We start from the raw sequence: 19,593 nt of genomic DNA, 5'->3' as shown, positions 1-19,593 counted from the left end.
ACACAACTGCTCGAATACACAACTGCTCGAACCGGAAATCCCTAGCCGGCGGAGGATCCCTTGGCCGGGGCGGTGCTCTGGCGCACCACCAGTTCGGGGGTGAAGATGACGGCCCGGTGCTTTGGAGTGTCGGACTCGAGTTCCTCGGCCAGCAGCTCGATGGCCGTGCGCCCCAGGGCTTCGGTGGGCTGCCGGATGGAGGAGAGGGGGACGACGGCGGAGACGGCGAAGTCGATGTCGTCGTACCCAATCAGCGCAATGTCCTCCGGGATCCGCAACGTGTGCGTCATGGTCAGTGACTGCATCACACCCAGGGCAAGCAGATCGTTGGCGCAGAAGATGCCGTCCGGCAGCTCGCCGGGCCCCCGCTCCACCAGCGTGTTGCCCACGCTCCGGCCGGCCAGCACGGTCTGGCCGTCGGAATCCAGGACCTCCAGCGTGGCATCGGCTTCCTCCTTCACGGCGCGTTCTGCGCCCTGGAGTCGGTCCGCCACCTGGCGGATGGAGGTGGGGCCGCCCACAAAGGCGAGCCGACGGCGGCCGGTGTCCAGCAGGTGCCGGGCAGCGAGGTAACCGCCGGCGTCGTCGTCCACTGAGACGGAGCTGTACTTGGTCTCATCGGCGAGCCGGTCCACCAGAACGGTGGGGACACCGCGCTCGCGGAGCTGGTCGATACGCGCCGTCACGTCACCCACGGGCGAGATGAGGAGGCCCTGCACGCGCTGCTCCTGGAACAGGTCGATGTAGTTGGATTCCCGGCTGGCATCGTGGCCGCTGTCGCCCAGCAGCACGGCACTGCCCTGGAGGGCTGCGGCATCCTCCGCGGCCCGGACCACCGACGTGAAGAAGGGGTTGCCGACGTCGAGCACAATCAGCCCGATGGTCCTGCTGTGGCCGGCGCGTAGCTGGCGGGCGGCGTCATTGCGGACGAAGCCGAGCTCATCGATGGCCCGCTGCACGCGCTCCTTGGTCCGCTGGGAAACCCTGTCCGGGTAGTTCAGGACGTTGGAGACCGTTCCCACGGCAACACTGGCATGGTTGGCGACGTCCTTGATGCTGGCTGAGCGATTCATGTTTCTCCGTGCTGATATGCCGTGTGCGGCACTTTTCCCGTAGTTCCGGATGTGGTCTGGAAATTGCTTGACACCTACTTGACTTCAAGAGTACTTTGAATCGTAACAATGAAACGATTCAAACCAGGGAAAGTTCAGGGGAGTTGCAGATGAGGGTGTGTTTCCGCTCTTCGGTCCAGCCACAGCTGATCGACGAATACCGACGGCGGCACGCGGCGGTGTGGCCGGAAATGCTCCGTGCGTTGAATGACGCCGGCTGGAACAACTACTCGCTGTTCATGGGTGCGGACGGGCTCCTGGTGGGCTACGTCGAATGCGACGATTTCGACGCCGTCCGGGCGCGGATGGCGCTGACCGAGGTCAATGCCCGCTGGCAGGCCGAGATGGCCACGCTTTTTGATAACCCAGACAATCCGGACCAGGCGCCCGACGAAGGGTTCCAGGTCCTTGAGGAAGTCTTCAATCTTGACGATCGGCTCGCGGCGGCGGAGTCCACTAGCAGCTGAGGCGCTGGCCCCGTTGGCGGCCGCAGGAACCACAGCACAACGGACCACGTCACCAAAGACCACAGCACAACAGACCACATCACTAAGACCGGGAAGAACCAACATGAATGACGTAGCAACGGTGCTTGGCAGGCTCGGGGAGCTTGCCATCGAGGTCCCTTCGTGGGCTTATGGAAATTCAGGCACGCGCTTTAAGGTGTTCGGCACGCCGGGAACCCCGCGGACGGTGCAGGAGAAGATCGCGGACGCCGCCAAGGTGCATGAGCTGACCGGCCTCGCTCCCACAGTGGCCCTGCATATCCCGTGGGACAAGGTGGATGACTACGCCGCCCTCAAGGAGTACGCGGCCGGCCTGGGCGTGGGCCTGGGCACCATCAACTCGAACACCTTCCAGGATGACGAGTACAAGTTCGGTTCCCTGACCTCGTCCAGTGAGTCCGTGCGGCGGCGTGCGGTTGCCCATCACCTTGAGTGCATCGAGATTATGCACGCCACGGGCTCGCAGGACCTGAAGATCTGGCTGGCGGACGGGACGAACTACCCGGGCCAGGACGATATGCGCGGGCGTCAGGACCGGTTGGCCGAGTCGCTGCAGGAGATCTACGCGGGTCTGGGCGAGAACCAGCGGCTGGTCCTGGAGTACAAGTTCTTCGAGCCGGCTTTTTACCACACCGATGTTCCGGACTGGGGCACCTCCTACGCGCAGACCCTGGCTTTGGGGGAGAAGGCGTTGGTCTGCCTGGACACCGGCCACCACGCGCCGGGCACGAATATTGAGTTCATCGTGATGCAGCTGCTGCGGCTGGGCAAGTTGGGTTCCTTTGACTTCAACTCCCGGTTCTACGCCGACGATGACCTGATCGTGGGTGCTGCGGATCCGTTCCAGCTGTTCCGGATTATGTGCGAGGTCATCCGCGGCGGCGGCTTCGGCACGTCCGCAGGAGAGAACTCACACGTGGCCCTGATGCTGGATCAGTGCCACAACCTCGAGGAGAAGATCCCGGGCCAGATCCGCTCGGTCCTGAATGTCCAGGAAATGACGGCCCGGGCCCTGCTCGTGGACACCGCCGCCCTGGGCGAGGCCCAGCGGTCCGGGGACGTCCTGGCCGCCAACGGCGTGTTCAACGACGCTTTCTACACCGACGTCCGGCCCATCCTGGCCGAATGGCGTGAATCCCGCGGCCTGCCCGCGGACCCGATGGCCGCGTTCAGGGCCAGTGGTTACCAGAAACAGATCAACGAGGACCGCATCGGCGGCCAGCAAGCCGGATGGGGCGCATAAGAGCATGACTAACACGACTGTTGAAGACCTGATTGCCCGTTCCAACCGCCTCGGCGCGGACAAACGCAACACCAACTTTGCCGGCGGCAACACGTCGGCCAAAGGCACGGAGAAGGACCCGGTCACGGGTGAGGATGTCCAGCTTTTGTGGGTCAAGGGCTCCGGCGGGGACCTCGGCACACTCAAAGCGGGGAACCTCGCGGTGCTGCGCCTGGACCGGCTGAACGCGCTGAAGAATGTCTACCCGGGCGTTGAACGGGAAGATGAGATGGTGGCCGCTTTTGATTACTGCCTGCACGGGAAAGGCGGCGCCGCGCCGTCGATCGACACCGCCATGCACGGCCTGGTGGACGCCGCACACGTGGACCACCTGCACCCGGACTCCGGGATCGCCATTGCGACGGCGGTGGACGGCGAGGCGCTGACCACCAAGATCTTCGGCAACAAGGTCCTCTGGGTTCCGTGGCGCCGTCCCGGTTTCCAGCTGGGCCTGGACATCGCGGCGATTAAGGACGCCAACCCGCAGGCCATCGGCACCATCCTGGGTGGCCACGGCATCACCGCCTGGGGCGCCACGTCCGAAGAAGCAGAACAGAACTCGCTGTGGATCATTGAGCAGGCCGAGAAGTACATCGAGGAGAACGGCAAGGCCGAACCCTTCGGTTCCCGCCTGACGGGTTACGGTCCGCTGCCGGAAGCCGAGCGCCGCGCCAAGGCCGCAGCATTGGCACCGGTGATCCGTGGCCTGGCCTCCACGGATAAACCGCAGCTGGGGCACTTCAGTGATGACGCCGTCGTCCTTGACTTCCTGGCAGCTGCCGGGCACCCGCGCCTGGGCGCGCTGGGCACGTCCTGCCCGGACCATTTCCTGCGGACCAAGGTCAAGCCGCTGATCCTGGACCTCCCGGCGGAGGCCTCGATCGAGGACTCCATCAACCGGCTGAAGGAACTCCACACCGCCTACCGCGAGGACTACCAGGCCTACTACGACCGCCACGCGGACCAGGATTCCCCGGCGCTGCGCGGCGCGGACCCGGCCATCGTGCTGGTCCCGGGCGTCGGCATGTTCTCGTACGGTGCCAACAAGCAGACCGCCCGGGTGGCCGGCGAGTTCTACCTCAACGCGATTAACGTGATGCGCGGGGCTGAGGCGATCTCCACCTACGCCCCGATCGAGGAATCCGAGAAGTTCCGGATCGAATACTGGTCCCTCGAGGAAGCGAAGCTCGCGCGCCTCCCGAAGCCCAAGTCGCATGCCTCCCGCATCGCGCTGGTCACCGGGGCGGCGTCAGGCATCGGCAAGGCGATCGCCACCCGGTTGGCGTCCGACGGCGCGTGCGTGGTCATTGCCGACCTGAACCTGGAGAACGCCCAGGCCGTCGCCGCGGAGCTGGGCGGCGCGGACGTCGCCCTCGGCGTCCAGGCCGACGTGACCGACGAAGCGCAGATCGCCGCCGCAATCCAGGAAGCGGTGCTCGCCTTCGGCGGGCTGGACCTGGTGGTCAACAACGCCGGCCTGTCCATCTCCAAGCCGCTGCTGGAAACCACCGAGAAAGACTGGGACATCCAGCACAACGTCATGGCCAAGGGCTCCTTCCTGGTCTCCAAGGCCGCCGCGAAGGTCATGATCGCCCAGGACATGGGCGGGGACATCATCTACATCTCCTCCAAGAACTCCGTCTTCGCCGGCCCGAACAACATCGCCTACTCCGCCACCAAAGCCGACCAGGCGCACCAGGTCCGGCTCCTCGCGGCCGAACTGGGCGAATACGGCATCCGCGTCAACGGGATCAACCCCGACGGCGTGGTCCGCGGCTCCGGCATCTTCGCCGGCGGCTGGGGCGCCAAGCGCGCCGCGGTCTACGGCGTGGACGAGCAGGAGCTGGGCAAGTACTACGCCCAGCGGACCCTGCTCAAGCGCGAAGTCCTGCCCGAGCACGTGGCCAACGCCGCCGCGGTCCTCACCAGCAGCGAACTGTCCCACACCACCGGCCTCCACATCCCCGTGGACGCCGGGGTGGCCGCAGCCTTCCTGCGATGAGCACAACCGCATCCCATGCACCGGGCGGTGTCGACGGCGGCGGTACTTCCGCCCGCAGTGTGTTCGCCGCCGTCGACATCGGCGCGTCCTCCGGCCGGGTCATCCTGGGCCGGGTCCTCGACGGCCGTGCCGCCGCGGCCGGGAGCGTGGAGCTGGAGACGGTGCACCGGTTTCCCAACGGTGTGGTGGAGATCGACGCCGGCCTCCGCTGGGATTTCGACGCCCTGTTCGCCGAGGTCCTCGCGGGCCTGACTGCCGCCGCCACCGTGGCGGCGCTGCAGGGCGAAACGATCACCAGCATCGGGATCGACACCTGGGCGGTGGACTACGGCCTGGTCAACAAGGCGGGGGAGCTCACGGCCCAGCCCTACAGCTACCGCGATGACCGCAGCCGAGCCGCCGTCGCGCCCGTGCACCGGAAACTGGACCCTGCCCGGCTTTACGGCACCACCGGCCTGCAGTTCCTGCAGTTCAATACCTTGTACCAGCTGGCCACGGAGCGTGACCTGGACGGTCTGCAGGCGCTGCTGATCCCGGACCTCATCGCCTTCTTCCTGACGGGAGTCCGCCGCACGGAATCGACCAATGCCTCAACCACAGGTCTGTTTGACGCAGTCGCGGGGGACTGGGCGACGGAGTTCCTGACCGCCCTGGGCCTGCGGAAAGACCTGTTCCCGCCGCTGATCGAGCCCGGCGAGACCGTTGGCACGCTGCTGCCGGAGATCGCCTCAAGGGTGGGACTGCCGGCCGGCACCAACGTGGTGGCCGTCGGCTCGCACGACACCGCCTCTGCCGTCGCCGCAGTCCCCGCCCAGGAGGAGGACTTCGCCTACATCTCCTCGGGCACCTGGTCCCTGGTGGGGCTGGAACTGGATCATCCGGTCATGACCGAAGCCAGCCGGGCAGCGAACTTCACCAACGAACGCGGCGTGGACGGCACCATCCGCTACCTGCGCAACATGGGCGGGCTCTGGCTGCTCAGCGAATGCCAGCGGACCTGGGCCGCCGAAGGCCACACCCCGGAACTCGCTGACCTGCTGGCCGCCGCAGCGGCGCTGCCCCCGGGCGGCCCGCAGATCAACCCGGACGATTCAGCGTTCATCGCCCCGGACAACATGCCCCACCGCATCCGTGCCACGGTCCGCCATACCGGAGACATCCTGCCTGATAACCAGGCGGCCATCACCCGGTGCATCATGGACAGCCTGGCCACGGGCTACGCGCGGGCCATCGCGGACGCAGAACGCCTGGCGGAGCGCACCGTGGATGTGGTCCACATCGTGGGGGGCGGCTCCCAGAACGGGCTCCTCTGCCAGCTCACGGCCGACACCACGGGCAAAAAGGTGATGGCCGGGCCGGTGGAAGCGACCGCCGTCGGGAATGTCCTGGTCCAGGCCCGTGCCGCCGGGCACGTCAGCGGGGGGCTCACGGAACTGCGTCGACTGGTGGTGTCTTCCCACGAGCTGCAGACGTTCACGCCGCAGCTCTCCCGCCTGTAACCGCCCGCCACCCAGCGGCAACCATCCAGCGCGAACAACCCAGCGCGAGGGGACACTTGGGGCCCTAATCGCAGGGCCCCAAGTGTCGTTTCGCGCTCAAAGAAGGCGCCGCCGGGTGGGTTGCGTGACGTAGGATCTCCGATAGCAACCCGACGAGACAGGACCGGACAGCAGCATGCCCCTCTTCGACCTTCCCCTTGACCAGCTCCGCGGCTACACCTCGCGGGTCACGCCGCCGGCCGACCTGCAGGACTTCTGGGACGCCACGCTCGACGAGGCCCGGACGTTCCCGCTCAACGCCACGTTCGGGCCGGTCGAGAACCACCTGTCGGTCATCGACACCTTCGACGTGACGTTCGCCGGCTACGACGGCGCACCCATCAAGGGCTGGCTGCACCTCCCGGCGAACCGGCGCGCCGGAAGCCGGCTGCCCGTCGTCGTGCAGTACATCGGGTACTCCGGCGGCCGCGGCCTCGTCAACCAGGACACCAAATGGGCGCAGGCCGGCTATGCGCATTTCATCATGGACACCCGCGGCCAGGGCTATGGCGGGATCCTCGGCCAGACGGCGGATCCCCACCCGTCTGCGGGCGAGGTGGCCTACGCGGGGCTGATGACCAGGGGCGCCGGCAGCCGCGAGGACTACTACTACCGCCGCGTGTATGTGGACGCGTTCCGCGCGGTGGAAGCGGCGCAGTCCCACCCGGAGGTGGATCCTGCGCGCGTGGTCCTGGCCGGAATCAGCCAGGGCGGCGGCATTGTGGTGGCGGTTGCGGGTCTGGTGGCCGGAAGGCTCGACGGCGTCATCGCCGCGCTGCCCGACGTCCCCTTCCTGCAGGACTTCCCCAGGTCCATCGACATCGCGGCCCGCGGCCCCTATCCGGAAATCGCGGCGTTCCTGGGCAGGCACCGGGACCGGTATGAGCCGATGCTCGCGGTCCTGAACTATTTCGACGGCGTCAACCTTGCGCGGGCGGCCACCGCACCGGCCCTGTACTCGGTGGCGCAGATGGACGATGTCTGCCCGCCATCCACCGTGTTCGCCAGCTTCAACGCCTACGGCAGCGGCTCCGCGGCACAAAAGGAGATCGAGGTCTACCGGTTCAACAACCACGAGGGCGGCCAGGAGCACCACTGGATCAGGCAGCTGCAGTACCTCCGCGAGCTCCTGGGCTGACTTGGGGGCCCGGATTTCCATGTGTGACGGCCGTGATTTTGCGGCCGTCACAGCGCGCGGTTATGGTTTGCCTATGACAAACCGTTGGTATGCGTATTTTTCGTTGGCTCTGGAGGAGCCCGCGTCTAACTGACACGCATCCATCTTCCTTCAGAGCCAACAGGGCAGAGATCATTCTCTGCCCTTCGCCATTTCTCCGGCGGGTTCTGATCTGGGCCCGCTTCCTATCTGGAACAGGACCCGAACATGAGCACCGCGACAGCCACCCCCGCAAAATCCACGTCCAATCTGCGCGTCAGCGAATTCACGCCGCTGCCCTCGCCCCAGGAGCTCATCGCCGAGCTGCCCCTGGACGCCCGGGTGACGGACGTCGTCGAGCGTGGCCGCGACGAAGTCCGGGCCATCATGGACGGCGTGGACGACAGGCTGCTGGTCATCGTGGGCCCCTGCTCCATCCACGATCCCAAGGCTGGACTGGAATACGCCCGCCGGCTGGTCAGCCAGGCCGAGAAGCACCGTGACGACCTCCTGATCGTGATGCGCACGTACTTCGAAAAGCCCCGCACGACGGTGGGCTGGAAGGGCCTGATCAACGATCCTCGCCTGGACGGCAGCCATGACATGGTCACCGGGCTCCGGACCGCCCGGGAATTCCTGCAGCAGGTCACCGCGCTGGGACTGCCCACGGCCACCGAATTCCTGGAACCCATCAGCCCCCAGTACATGGCGGACCTGATCTCGTGGGGAGCCATCGGGGCGCGCACCACCGAGAGCCAGATCCATCGCCAGCTTGCCTCCGGTCTCTCCATGCCCATCGGCTTCAAGAACGGGACCGACGGCGACCTCCAGGTGGCGCTCGACGCGTGCGGCGCCGCCGCTGCCGCGCAGGCATTCCTGGGGATCGACGGCGACGGCCGGGCCGCGCTGGTGGCCACCGCCGGGAACCCGGACACCCACGTCATCCTCCGGGGTGGACGGAAGGGGCCTAACTACTCAGCGGCCGACGTCGAAAGCGCCTCCGCCAAGCTCGCCGGCAAGGGGCTCAACCCGCGGCTGATCGTGGACGCCAGCCACGCCAACAGCGGCAAGAGCCACCACCGGCAGGCGGAAGTGGCGCTGGAAATCGGCGCGCAGCTGGAGGACGGCGGCGAGGCGGCACAGGCCATCGCGGGTGTCATGCTGGAGAGCTTCCTGGTGGGCGGAGCCCAGAACCTGGATGTCACCGAGCATGCGGCGGGCCGGGCGGAACTGGTCTACGGGCAGAGTGTCACGGACGCGTGCATGGATTGGGACGTCTCCGTTTCGGTCCTCGATCAGCTCGCGGCGTCCGCCAGGAAGCGCCGGACCGCTTAATGATTGCCCGGATGACTTTCACTACAGCCCCATGAACCTCTAGAGTATCTAACACATGGTTGGTGGATGGCTCAGCATCGGCACACCGAATATGAATCAAAGCTGGGGTATTGTCGTCATCCATCAGCAAAGGAATAGGGAAATGTCCGCAGAACAGAACTTCTCGAACGCGAAGTTCCTGACCGTGGCCGAAGTGGCCGAGGTCATGCGCGTCTCCAAAATGACCGTCTATCGGTTGGTCCACTCAGGCGAAATGCCCGCGGTGCGTTTCGGCCGGTCGTACCGGGTGCCGGAGAGCGCCGTCGAGCAGTACCTCAAGGGTGCTGTGGTGGACGGGCACTCCGAAACCGCCTGAGCATTACCTGCGGTCAGTGGGCATCGCCAAGAAGCGGTACCCTGTTAAGGAACGTTTTACGTCATTGTAAGAATCTGTCAGTTGTTTCAGTCTGTAGCTCTGTCCACGGACCATTTCCATCAGACAGGTACTGCATCTAGTTTGTGAGGAACTTTCGTGGGTTCAGTTATTAAGAAGCGTCGCAAGCGTATGGCCAAGAAGAAGCACCGCAAGTTGCTTCGTAAGACCCGTCACCAGCGCCGCAATAAGAAGTAGAGATACTTCGACAAGCGTGAAATGCCCGTTGCCTTCCCGGCAGCGGGCATTTTTTTGCGTCGGGTGAGGTCGCCATCGACGTTTCACCGTCGCTTAGCGTTCAGCCCTGCCCAACCCTCGCAAGCTCGGGCCGGGACCCGCGGGCTTTCACTTCCGCCGAAAGGAGCTCCGTCGGTCGCTGGGCGACCTCTGTCGCTCGTTCGGCCGCGATGCGCTCCTACGTGAAACGTCGACGGCGACAGTTGCGGCGGCGGCTTAAGCCCGGGGGCCGCGCATCCGGGAGTAGCCGCGCCAGAGACCGTACACGGCGCCGCCGGCCGTTGCTGCCTTGAGGCCCAGGGTGGCGGCGCGGCGGCCGGAACGGAAGTCGTAGACCGGCCAGTTATTGTCCCGCGCGTGGCGGCGGAGCCTGGCATCAGGGTTGATGGCTACCGGGTGCCCCACGAGGGTCAGCAGCGGGATGTCATTGTATGAGTCGCTGTAGGCCCAGCACCGCTTAAGGTCCAGGCCTTCGGCGTGGGCCAGGGCCTGCACAGCCACTGCCTTGGCGGAACCGTGCAGGATGTCGCCCACCAGCCGGCCGGTGTACATGCCATCGGCAATCTCGCCCACGGTGCCCAAGGCTCCGGTCAGGCCGAGCCTGGTGGAAATGACCGCGGCAACCTCGATGGGGGTTGCGGTAACCAGCCAGACCCGCCGGCCCACGCGCAGGTGCTGCTGCGCCAGTGCCTTGGCGCCGGGCCAGATCCGGGACGCGATCATTTCGTCGTAGACCTCTTCGCCCAGGGCCTTGACGTCTTCCACGGTGATGCCCTCGGCGAGGGTGAGGGCGGAGTCGCGGACAGCGTGGACATCGTCCATGTTCTCGCCGCGCGCCACAAATTTGAACTGCTTCCACGCGAACCCCGCAGCCTGCGTCAGGGTGAAGGCGCCGCGTTGGTGCATCTTGCGGGCAACATGGAAGAGGCTGGCGCCCTTCATGAGGGTGTTATCGACGTCGAAGAAGGCGGCTTCGCCGGTCTGCATCAACGCATCCGGCTGGGTCACCACAGCGACGTACTTCTCCTCGGGCATGTCCACGAGTCTAGTCAATACTCGGTGACCAAGATTTCAGTGCCAGCGCGAGTGCCAGCGCTCGCCCGGATACCCGCGTCGCCGTACGACCCGCCGTACGACCCGCCGTCGGCCGCTGTCCTCTGCCCAGCTCTCTGCCCTGAAGGGCGATACGGTTAATGCATGGCAAAACCCGAGGTAGTCCTCATCACCAAGGCAGACTGTCACCTGTGTGCAGGAGCGCGCGACGCCGTCGGACGCGTTACTGCCTCGCTGGGACTCGGGTGGACGGAACAGCAGGTGGACGAGCTGCCGGAACTGCGTGAGCGGTACGCGGAGGAAATTCCCGTAGTCCTGGTGGATGGAATCCAACGCGATTTCTGGAAGATCGACGAAGCCCGGCTGGAGCGCGTCCTCAAACGCGCCATGGCCCAATAGGAAAGCGGCCCGCAGAATGACACCGGCTTTGTTGGCACCAGCTGCGGGGCTCTAGAGTGGAGTCACGACGCGATGGGATGGAGGGGATAGTGACTTCACTGGATCCATCTCCCCATGCTGTCCAAGGTACAGAGGCTGGCCACAGTGCACAGCCCGTCCACGGCGCCGAGTCCACCAAGCAAATACCGCCCGCCGCAGTGGCCCGGCTGACCATCTACCTGCGCGCCCTTAACACGCTGCTGTCCGACGGCGTCGAACGGGTATCTTCGGAATCGCTGGCGGAAGCGTCAGGAGTGAGCTCGTCAACCCTTCGCAAGGACCTTTCCTATGTGGGTTCCTACGGCACGCGCGGAGTGGGCTACGAAGTGCAGTACCTGAGCCGTCACATCTCCGCGGCCCTGGGGCTGACCCACGACTGGAAGGTCGCCATTGTTGGCGCGGGTAACCTCGGCAAGGCCCTGGCCCGCTACGGCGGCTTCGAGTCCCGCGGGTTTGACGTCGTGGCAATTTTCGACGCCGACCAGATGGTGGTGGGCAATGAAGTGGGCTGGCTGCGCGTCAGCGACTCTGCGGACATGGAGGCCGTGTTGCAGCGGACGGGCGCCAACATGGTGGTCCTGGCACTTCCGGCCCATGCGGCGCAGGCCGTGTGCGACCGCGTGGTGGCGGCCGGCGTCCACAGCATCCTGAGCTTCGCCCCCGTTATGCTGCAGGTCCCCGAGGGCGTCAACCTCCGCAAGGTGGATATGGCCACCGAACTGCAGATCCTCGCCTATCACGCACAACGGGCGCAGACCCCGGACCAGACCGCCTAGTTCGTCGGCGGCTGATGGGGCCCACGCCCGTTAGGGTGTGGATGCGGCTCGTTGGTACTACTGCCCGTACGGGTTGCCAGGCGTGGTGCCCGGGGCGCCGTACGGGTTAGCGAACGGCTGCTGCTTGCGGAAGTAAGGTGCCGCGGCCGGCAGGTAGAGCAGCACGATCGCTGCGATCCCGGCCAGCGTTCCCACAGTTCCGAGGCTCGGTGGTCCGAAGAGGCCGAAAATGGACAGTGCCGCGAAAACCGTACCGAGGATGCGGGCCCAGTTCTTGCCCTTGCGGACGAAGAACGCCACGAGCGCGTACAACCCCGCACCGATGATCGCGAAGACCACGAGCGATCCGGCAATGACACCCTTGAAGTCGTCGAACGCGAATTCCGCACCAGTGGCACCGCTGCTGCGCATGGCGTCGTCGAACGCATTCCGGAACAACGGATCGTCAAGCATGCCAATGCCCATCAGCAGGCTGATGACATACACAACACCCGCGCCAATCAGCAGCCAGAACGAGATGTTGACCAGCTGGGGAACCCCGTTGGATCCCGTGGCCTGCGGCTGCTCGGACGGGTACTGCGCGTAGGGGGACTGCCCGTACGGCTGCTGGCCATAAGGCGGAGGCGTGGGCTGGCCGAACTGCGGCGCGTTGTTCTGGCCATACTGCGGGGCGTTTTGCCCGTACTGCGGTGCGTTTTGCCCGTACTGGGGTGCCGGGGGAGTCTGCTGGCCATACTGCGGGGCGTTTTGCCCGTACTGTGGCGCCGGCGGTGTGGGCTGCCCGAACTGCGGGCTGTTCTCGCCGTATCGGGGCGCTGGCGGCTGGTTGCCGGGCTCGGGCTCGTTCGGAACGGGAGGCGGGACAGGAGTGCTCATGAGCGGTCCTTTGCAGGTCGGATGTCAGTTCGGCTGCTGGGTGCAGTCCAACTGGCCTGCCCCCAGTACGGCTTACTTCCCACCGTACCCCCGGCGGGTGCCGCGGGGGATCATTCCGGAGAGGTATTCCCACAGAACTCAGCGGGCGTCGCGCAAGGCTGTGTTTCTACTGGATCCGGTCTACGCGCGGCCCTTGGCGGCGTTGAACCAGGCCTGCGAGTTCGGCAGCCACATGAGCACCGTTGCCGCGGCGCTGATGAGGAAGCCCAGCCAGTTGTTGCCGATGCCTTGGCCCATGCCGCCGCCGCCCACGCTGCCGCCAAGCACGGCGAGCACCAGCGAAACGCCGGCCACGATGGTGAGCGCAAGTCTTGCCCATTCCTTGCCCTCCTTCATCTTCAGGACCAGGACAATCTGGGCCGCCGCCAGGGCCAGTGCCACCAGGACGAGCAGGAGGACCACAACGGCCAGCCCGGGTGCCACGACGAACAACGCCAGCGAACCCAACACGCCGAACAGGCCGCCAAGGACTCCCAGCATGCCGCCGATGAGCCAGATCCAGTACGAGACCTTGAGCTCGGTGGGCAGCCCGGTCACGCTGAACATGCCGGAGAACCCGGCCTTGGGCATAACGTCGTTGAAGTTGCGGGGGCCGTCGGTTGGCATCTCAAAGCGGAAGCCGCCCGGTTGGCCAGGCTGGTTGTATGGCTGGCCGGGCTGCGGGTAGGCCTGGCCCGGCGCGGGATAAGCCTGGCCCGGCTGCGGGTAGGCGGGTGGCGGCTGGTAGCCGGCCGGAGGAACGTTGCCTGCAGGCGGTACGTTGCCGGCAGGGGGTTGAGTGACAGGCGGCTGAGTGACGGGCGGCTGGGCGCCCGGTTGCTCGGCGCCGGGCTGCTGGGGCTGCTGTGGCTGTGGTACTTCACTGTTGCTCATGGGTCTCACTGTAGACCGCGTATCCGCCTGTATCTAGGGGATAAAAACAAAGCACCCCGGCCGCCAGATTCCGGGGAATTGGCGGCCGGGGTGCTTCAGGAAGAAAACTATGCTGCGGGTGCGATGAACGCGAGCTCCAGGTTGACGGCAACCTTGTCGCTGACCAGCACGCCGCCGGCTTCCAGCACGGCGTTCCAGGTCAGGCCGAAGTCCTTGCGGCTGATGGTGGTTTCAGCGGAGACGCCGGCACGGGTCATGCCGAACGGGTCCACGGCCACGCCGTTGAACTCGGTCTCAAGGGCAACGGGGCGGGTGACACCCTTGATGGTGAGGTCCCCGGTCAGCTCGTAGCTGTTGCCTTTGGCCACGAGGCTGTTGGAGACGAAGGAGATTTCCGGGAAGGTCTCGACGTCGAAGAAGTCTTCGCCGCGGACGTGGCCGTCGCGGTTGACATCGCCGGAGTCGAAGCTGGCGGTCTGGATGGTGGCGCTGATCTTGGAATCGGCCACGTTGTCGGCGAGGTCCAGGGTTGCCACGGCATCCTTGAACTGGCCGCGGACCTTGCTGATGCCTGCGTGCCGGACGGTGAAGGCGATCTCGCTGTGCGAGTTGTCGAGGGTCCAGGTGCCGGTGGTGACGTCTGCGGGAAGAGTCATGGTGTTTCTCCTTGGTTTGTCGGGTGGTACTTCCGGATAGCTTGACGCTTCATCTGTTGAATCCTCAACTATCCGCTGCATCCAGTATAAACATGCGTTTGCATGTTTTGTTCCCGGTTCCGGAACATTTTTCCAAAAATTTGAGTTCTACTGGATGTAGAAGATTTCGGATCGCACGCCATCTTTGAGAAACTGGTAAACATGCCCCAATCCACTGTCCATCTGCTCCGCCACGGCGAGGTCCACAATCCTGACCGCGTTCTGTACGGCAGGCTGCCCGAATTCCACCTCTCCGAGCTGGGCCGGGAAATGGCGCAGATGCTCGCCGACCACTTCGCCGAACGTGCCGCGCGCGGGGCACGGATCGTCTATCTCGCGGCGTCGCCGCTGGTCAGGGCGCAGGAAACAGCGGCCCCCACGGCAGAGGCGCTTGGCCTGGAACTCCACACGGACAGCCGCATCATCGAAGCGGAAAACTACTTCCAGGGCATGAAGGTCACCAAGGCCGAGCTCCGGAAGCCCAAGCACTGGCCGCACCTGGTCAACCCGTTCCGGCCGTCCTGGGGCGAACCGTACAAGGCGCAGGCCGCGCGCGTCATGTCAGCTGTTGAGGACGCCCGGCTCCGGGCCATCGAACTGGCCACCGGCGACTACGGAACCGATGGGCCGGAAGCCATCATGGTTAGCCACCAGCTCCCCATCTGGGCCACCCGCCTCAGCGCCGAAGGCAGGCCGCTGTGGCATGACCCGCGCAAGCGCGAGTGCACGCTGACGTCCATCACCTCCCTGGTGTTCGACGACGACGGCTCGCTCCTGCGCGTTGAGTACAGTGAGCCCGCTGCCGTACTTCTTCCCGGCGCCGCCAGCACCCCCGGAGCCTGACATGACTGACCCTCGCGCAACATCCCGCGCAATTTCAGGCACAGCATCCCGCCGCGCCGTGCTCGTTGCCGGCGGCGCCGCCCTGACCGCCCTGACCCTGGGGCTGTCCGCCTGCGCGCAGGAAGACGCCCTCGCCAAGCAGGCCAAAGCCGGCGACAACAAGAACTACGTGGCCGGGGACGGCTCGGTGACCGAGTTCACCGCCGCGGACCGCAAGGCCGCCGTCGCCATTAACGGCACACTGTTCAACGGCACCCAGATAGCCCCCGCGGACTTCCAAGGCAAGGTGACCGTCCTGAACTTCTGGTTCGCCGCCTGCGCACCCTGCCGCGTTGAAGCACCCATCCTGGAAGAGCTGCACCAGGACTTCAAGGACCAGGGCGTGCAGTTCTTTGGCGTCAACCTCCGCGATGAAAAAGGCACTGCAGAGGCCTTTGATAAGACCTTCAACCTGACCTACCCCAGCTTCGATGACAAGAACGGCGGCGTGCTCCTGGCCGTCTCCGGGCTGGTCCCGCCGGGAGCGGTCCCCACCACGCTGGTCCTGGACAAGCAGGGCCGCGTGGCCTCGCGCGTGCTGGGCGAAATCCAGAAGGGCACCCTCAAAGCCCTCATCACCGCCGCCGTGGCAGAGTAGCGGCGGCCCCGGACCGTGAACAGCCCCTTCGCCGAAACCATCCTGAACGGCTCGCTCCTGCTTGCCATCCCGGTGGCGCTGCTCGCCGGCCTGGTGTCCTTCCTCTCGCCGTGCGTGCTGCCCCTGGTGCCCGGCTACCTGGGCTACGTCACCGGCCTGAGCGGCGTGGACCTGGAGAAGCAGAAGCGCGGCCGGATGCTTGCGGGCATCGGGCTTTTTGTGCTGGGGTTCTCGGTGATTTTCGTGCTCCTGGGCGGCGCGTTCGGCCAGCTTGGCACCCTGATCACCGGCTCGCAGAATGCCTGGATCACCCAGCTGCTGGGGCTCCTGGTCATCCTTATGGGCGTGGTGTTTATGGGCGGTTTCGGCTGGCTGCAGCGTGATGCGAAGATCCATGCCAAGCCGCCGGCCGGCCTGTGGGGCGCGCCGTTGCTGGGCCTCACGTTCGGCCTGGGCTGGGCCCCGTGCATCGGGCCCACCTACTCTGCCGTCCAGCTCCTGAGCCTGTCCGGCGGTTCCTCCGCAGCCAAGGGTGCCCTCCTGGCGTTTGTCTACAGCCTGGGCCTGGGCATCCCGTTCCTGCTGATCGCCCTGGCGGTGCGACGCGGCATGGGTGTGATGTCCTTCTTCCGCACGCACCGCCTGGCCATCCAGCGGATCGGCGGCGGGATCCTGGTGGTGCTGGGCCTGCTGATGGCCAGCGGCGTCTGGGGCACCTGGGTCACCGAGTTGCAGTACTGGTTCCAAACCGATGTGAAGTTGCCGATCTGATGAGCGAGCGCGTGAAAGAAAACAAAAAGTCCCCGGCACCCGTTGCCGCCGCCAAAACCGAGGCGGCGCTGCCAGTCCTGGGGCCGGTGGAGATGCTGCGTTGGGCCTGGACCCAGCTGACCAGCATGCGCACGGCGCTGTTCCTGCTGCTGCTCCTGGCTGTCGCCGCGGTGCCCGGTTCGCTCTTCCCGCAGCGCCCGGCCAACCCGTCCATCGTGACGCAGTACATCAAGGACAACCCGGACTACGGGAAGCTGCTGGACACCCTCCAGCTCTACGACGTCTACTCGTCGGCCTGGTTCTCGGCCATCTACATCCTGCTGTTCATCTCGCTGATCGGCTGCGTGGTCCCGCGCGCCATCGCCCACTACAGGGCCATGCGCTCCCAGCCGCCGCGGACCCCCAAACGTCTCTCCCGCCTCCCCGAGTACGGCACCCTGGTGGTTCCCGCCGACGCCGGCCTCCCGGCGTCGGACGCCATCCGCAGTGCCGCCGGCGTGCTCAGGAAGCGCGGCTACCGCGTTGACGTGAGGGACGACGACGGCGCGCGGCCGTCTTTGGGCGCCGAACGCGGCTTCGCCAAGGAGGTAGGGAACCTGGTGTTCCACACGTCGCTGATCGGTGTGCTGGTGTCCGTGGCCGTGGGCGGCCTGTTCGGCTACAGCGGCCAGCGCATCCTGGTGGAGGGCGACACCTTCGTGAACACGCTGGTGGGCTACGACCAGTTCACCCCCGGCACGAACTTCCAGTCCAGCCAGCTGCAGCCGTACTCCATCCAGCTGGACAAATTCGACGTCTTGTTTGACCGCGAATCACCAGGCAAAATCGGCCAGCCCATCGACTTCAACGCCGAAGTCACCACCCGGGAAACCCCGGACTCGCCCGCCAAGCAGGAAGTCCTGAAGGTCAACGATCCCGTGACCCTCGGCGGCACCAGCATCTACCTCACGGGCAACGGCTACGCGCCCGTGGTGACCATCCGCGACGGCGCCGGCAACGTGGCCATGCAGGGTCCCGTGGTGGCCAAGCTCCAGGGTGACAACTACTACTCCTCCCTGGTGATCAAGGTCCCCGACGCCCGGCCCGAACAGCTGGGCTTCGTGGGGTTTTTCCTGCCCACGGCGTTTGTCACCGAGGAGGGGGTGTCCTTCAGCGGCGATCCGGACCTGTTCAACCCGCGGCTGACCCTGAACTCCTACTTCGGGGACCTTGGCCTGGACGCCGGCTCGCCGCAGAACGTCTTTGAACTCGACGTCAGTGACCTCACGCCGCTGAACGCCCGCAACCTGGACGCCGGCGGCATCACCCTGGCTCCGGGCAGCACCTACACCCTGCCGGACGGCAAGGGCAGCATCAGCTTTGACAGCGTGAAGCGGTACGTGGGCGTGGACATCCACCACAACCCGGGCCAGCTCTACGCCCTCATTTTCGCGCTGCTGGCCGTGGGCGGCCTGATCGTCTCGCTCTACGTGAACCGGCGCCGCGTCTGGGTGCGGACCGGGACGCACGAGGACGGCCGCACCATGGTGGAGTATGGCCTGCTTGCCCGCGGTGAGGACCACCGGCTCGCCGCGGAAGCGGTTGCCGTCAGGAAGCTGCTGTCCGACGAGTGGCAGCTTGCGGATTCCGATTCCGTCGAATCTGCTGACGATTCCGATTCCAGCGTCACCCAGCAAACTCCCAGCCGCCAGGGCGATAATGGCGCAGACTCTGTCACCACCCCAGCGGGCCCCACCGGGCCGAAAAAGGACCAGTAATGCCGTTCGCCATCAACGAAACCATGGGCCAGTACAGCGAGCTGTTTATGCTGCTCGCAGCCGGCACGTACACCGTGGCCTTCATCGCCTTCGCCTGGGACCTCGCGAAGAGCAGCAGGGCGCTGCGCGCCATAGACCTGAAGGCGGCCGAGGCTGCCGGGACCAGGGTGCCCGCGATGGCCGGCGCCGGTGCGTCTGCTGGTTCAGCCGCGGCAGCCGACAGTGTGGCAACGGACAGGGTTGACTCGCACCTGGCCGGACCGGTGGGACGGGTCGAGCGGCCGTCGTCGTCCGTGGCCAAGCGGGGCGGCGACGCTTCCGGGGCCGGGCAGACGGCCGACGCCGATATGCGCTATGCGGCGGAACGCCGCGTTCCGGCGCGGGTCGCCGTTGCCCTCACCGTTCTCGGCGTGCTGATCCATGCCGCCGGCGTCATCACGCGTGCCGTGGGTGCAGGCCGGGTGCCGTGGGGCAACATGTACGAGTTCCTGACCACCGGCGCGTTTGTGGCCGTGGCGGTTTTCCTGCTGGTGCTGATCCGCCGCGACCTGCGGTTCCTGGGCACGTTTGTGGTGGGCCTGGCCATCATCATGCTGGTGGCCGCCTCGGTGGCTTACTGGACCCCCGTGGGCCACCTGGTCCCTGCGCTGCAGAGCTACTGGCTGATCATCCACGTCTCCATCGCGGTGCTCTCCTCCGCACTCTTCACCCTCACGTTCGCCATGTCCGCCCTGCAGCTGGTCCAGTCCCACCGGCAAAAGACGGTGGCTGCCGGTGGTGCTGACAAGCTTGGCTTTATGCGGCTGGTTCCCTCGGCACTGAGCCTGGAAAACCTGTCCTACCGGATCAACGCCATCGCCTTCATCGGCTGGACCTTCACCCTCATGTTCGGTGCCATCTGGGCTGAAAAAGCCTGGGGCCGGTTCTGGGGCTGGGACACCAAGGAAGTCTGGACCTTCGTGATCTGGGTGGTCTACGCGGGCTACCTGCACGCCCGCGCCACGCGTGGCTGGACCGGCACCCGAGCCGCGTGGCTGTCGATCGTCGGCTACCTCTGCGTGGTCTTCAATTTCACCATCGTCAACCAGTTCTTTAACGGTCTGCACTCCTATTCGGGCCTCTGAACTGGGGTTTCTCCAGCTGTCCTTGGCAGCGGTCGACTGATACGCCAATCGATGTATGAATAAGGGTGTTGCCCCGCAGACGGTGATGCTACCTTGGTGGGAGTTGTCAG

20 protein-coding genes are annotated in these 19,593 nt (G+C 65.8%); 15 read left to right on the top strand and 5 right to left on the bottom strand.

Features of this window, described 5'->3' with window-relative positions; all coding sequences use genetic code 11:
• Window positions 1-41: 41 nt before the first annotated feature.
• A complete protein-coding gene (locus NIBR502772_RS20095) occupies window positions 42-1,073 on the bottom strand; it encodes a LacI family DNA-binding transcriptional regulator (RefSeq protein WP_141141509.1) in 1,032 nt (343 codons plus the stop codon).
• A 149-nt stretch (window positions 1,074-1,222) separates the two neighbouring features.
• Between NIBR502772_RS20095 and NIBR502772_RS20090 the strand changes: the two genes are divergently transcribed.
• The 8 genes from NIBR502772_RS20090 (at window position 1,223) to NIBR502772_RS20055 (ending at window position 9,541) form a co-directional block, all read left to right on the top strand.
• Entirely contained in the window at window positions 1,223-1,579 is a 357-nt protein-coding gene (locus NIBR502772_RS20090; protein WP_141141508.1) for an L-rhamnose mutarotase, read from the top strand.
• A 103-nt stretch (window positions 1,580-1,682) separates the two neighbouring features.
• Window positions 1,683-2,861: an L-rhamnose isomerase gene (rhaI, locus tag NIBR502772_RS20085; RefSeq protein WP_141141507.1), complete on the top strand. Its 1,179-nt coding sequence runs from the start codon at window positions 1,683-1,685 to the stop codon at window positions 2,859-2,861.
• 4 nt (window positions 2,862-2,865) lie between these two features.
• Window positions 2,866-4,902, top strand: a complete 2,037-nt coding sequence (locus NIBR502772_RS20080) for a bifunctional aldolase/short-chain dehydrogenase (protein ID WP_141141506.1) — start codon at window positions 2,866-2,868, stop codon at window positions 4,900-4,902.
• Window positions 4,899-6,401 carry a rhamnulokinase family protein gene (locus tag NIBR502772_RS20075; protein ID WP_141141505.1) on the top strand — a complete coding sequence of 501 codons (1,503 nt, stop codon included), beginning with the start codon at window positions 4,899-4,901 and terminating at the stop codon, window positions 6,399-6,401. The genes NIBR502772_RS20080 and NIBR502772_RS20075 overlap by 4 nt, the downstream gene beginning before the upstream one ends.
• A 175-nt stretch (window positions 6,402-6,576) precedes the next feature.
• Complete coding sequence (locus tag NIBR502772_RS20070; RefSeq protein ID WP_141141504.1) at window positions 6,577-7,578, top strand: acetylxylan esterase; 1,002 nt, start codon at window positions 6,577-6,579, stop codon at window positions 7,576-7,578.
• 246 nt (window positions 7,579-7,824) lie between these two features.
• Window positions 7,825-8,931: a 3-deoxy-7-phosphoheptulonate synthase gene (locus tag NIBR502772_RS20065; RefSeq protein WP_141141503.1), complete on the top strand. Its 1,107-nt coding sequence runs from the start codon at window positions 7,825-7,827 to the stop codon at window positions 8,929-8,931.
• Between the two features lie 142 nt (window positions 8,932-9,073).
• Complete coding sequence (locus NIBR502772_RS20060) at window positions 9,074-9,286, top strand: helix-turn-helix domain-containing protein (protein ID WP_058931377.1); 213 nt, start codon at window positions 9,074-9,076, stop codon at window positions 9,284-9,286.
• A gap of 156 nt (window positions 9,287-9,442) precedes the next feature.
• A complete protein-coding gene (locus NIBR502772_RS20055) occupies window positions 9,443-9,541 on the top strand; it encodes a 30S ribosomal protein bS22 (protein ID WP_003792170.1) in 99 nt (32 codons plus the stop codon).
• A gap of 255 nt (window positions 9,542-9,796) precedes the next feature.
• Here NIBR502772_RS20055 and NIBR502772_RS20050 read toward each other — a convergent pair whose 3' ends face one another.
• Window positions 9,797-10,615 (bottom strand): HAD family phosphatase, encoded by an 819-nt coding sequence (locus NIBR502772_RS20050; protein ID WP_141141502.1) that lies wholly within the window; start codon window positions 10,613-10,615, stop codon window positions 9,797-9,799.
• Window positions 10,616-10,777: 162 nt separating this feature from the next.
• On the opposite strand from NIBR502772_RS20050, the gene NIBR502772_RS20045 reads away from it, so the two are divergent.
• Both NIBR502772_RS20045 and NIBR502772_RS20040 read left to right on the top strand, forming a co-directional pair.
• Window positions 10,778-11,032, top strand: a complete 255-nt coding sequence (locus NIBR502772_RS20045; protein WP_104060455.1) for a glutaredoxin family protein — start codon at window positions 10,778-10,780, stop codon at window positions 11,030-11,032.
• Between the two features lie 89 nt (window positions 11,033-11,121).
• Window positions 11,122-11,847 (top strand): redox-sensing transcriptional repressor Rex, encoded by a 726-nt coding sequence (locus NIBR502772_RS20040; RefSeq protein ID WP_371706713.1) that lies wholly within the window; start codon window positions 11,122-11,124, stop codon window positions 11,845-11,847.
• Window positions 11,848-11,904: 57 nt separating this feature from the next.
• Here the strand turns inward: NIBR502772_RS20040 and NIBR502772_RS20035 are convergent, their stop codons facing one another.
• The 3 genes from NIBR502772_RS20035 to NIBR502772_RS20025 all read right to left on the bottom strand — a co-directional run bounded on the left by NIBR502772_RS20035 (window position 11,905) and on the right by NIBR502772_RS20025 (window position 14,312).
• Window positions 11,905-12,723 carry a hypothetical protein gene (locus NIBR502772_RS20035; RefSeq protein WP_141141500.1) on the bottom strand — a complete coding sequence of 273 codons (819 nt, stop codon included), beginning with the start codon at window positions 12,721-12,723 and terminating at the stop codon, window positions 11,905-11,907.
• 180 nt (window positions 12,724-12,903) lie between these two features.
• Window positions 12,904-13,656 (bottom strand): hypothetical protein, encoded by a 753-nt coding sequence (locus NIBR502772_RS22905; protein WP_246848602.1) that lies wholly within the window; start codon window positions 13,654-13,656, stop codon window positions 12,904-12,906.
• A 107-nt stretch (window positions 13,657-13,763) separates the two neighbouring features.
• Window positions 13,764-14,312 (bottom strand): YceI family protein, encoded by a 549-nt coding sequence (locus NIBR502772_RS20025; protein ID WP_141141499.1) that lies wholly within the window; start codon window positions 14,310-14,312, stop codon window positions 13,764-13,766.
• A gap of 201 nt (window positions 14,313-14,513) precedes the next feature.
• Between NIBR502772_RS20025 and NIBR502772_RS20020 the strand changes: the two genes are divergently transcribed.
• Genes NIBR502772_RS20020 through ccsB form a run of 5 tightly spaced genes read left to right on the top strand, consistent with a single transcriptional unit; the run spans window position 14,514 to window position 19,483 of the window.
• The gene (locus NIBR502772_RS20020) at window positions 14,514-15,194 is read left to right on the top strand and encodes a histidine phosphatase family protein (protein WP_141141498.1); all 681 of its coding nucleotides are present in this window, start codon (window positions 14,514-14,516) and stop codon (window positions 15,192-15,194) included.
• Window position 15,195: 1 nt separating this feature from the next.
• Window positions 15,196-15,831 carry a TlpA disulfide reductase family protein gene (locus NIBR502772_RS20015; protein WP_210412328.1) on the top strand — a complete coding sequence of 212 codons (636 nt, stop codon included), beginning with the start codon at window positions 15,196-15,198 and terminating at the stop codon, window positions 15,829-15,831.
• A gap of 15 nt (window positions 15,832-15,846) precedes the next feature.
• Window positions 15,847-16,602 carry a cytochrome c biogenesis CcdA family protein gene (locus NIBR502772_RS20010; RefSeq protein ID WP_058931385.1) on the top strand — a complete coding sequence of 252 codons (756 nt, stop codon included), beginning with the start codon at window positions 15,847-15,849 and terminating at the stop codon, window positions 16,600-16,602.
• Complete coding sequence (locus NIBR502772_RS20005) at window positions 16,602-18,359, top strand: cytochrome c biogenesis protein ResB (protein ID WP_141141497.1); 1,758 nt, start codon at window positions 16,602-16,604, stop codon at window positions 18,357-18,359. Before NIBR502772_RS20010 ends, NIBR502772_RS20005 begins: the two co-directional genes overlap by 1 nt.
• The gene (ccsB, locus tag NIBR502772_RS20000) at window positions 18,359-19,483 is read left to right on the top strand and encodes a c-type cytochrome biogenesis protein CcsB (RefSeq protein WP_141141496.1); all 1,125 of its coding nucleotides are present in this window, start codon (window positions 18,359-18,361) and stop codon (window positions 19,481-19,483) included. Before NIBR502772_RS20005 ends, ccsB begins: the two co-directional genes overlap by 1 nt.
• Window positions 19,484-19,593: the final 110 nt, after the last annotated feature.

This window comes from Pseudarthrobacter sp. NIBRBAC000502772, assembly GCF_006517235.1.
Taxonomy (GTDB): Bacteria; Actinomycetota; Actinomycetes; order Actinomycetales; family Micrococcaceae; genus Arthrobacter.
Note: the sequence above shows the minus strand (reverse complement) of the source record. Positions and strands in the feature narration are given on the sequence as shown.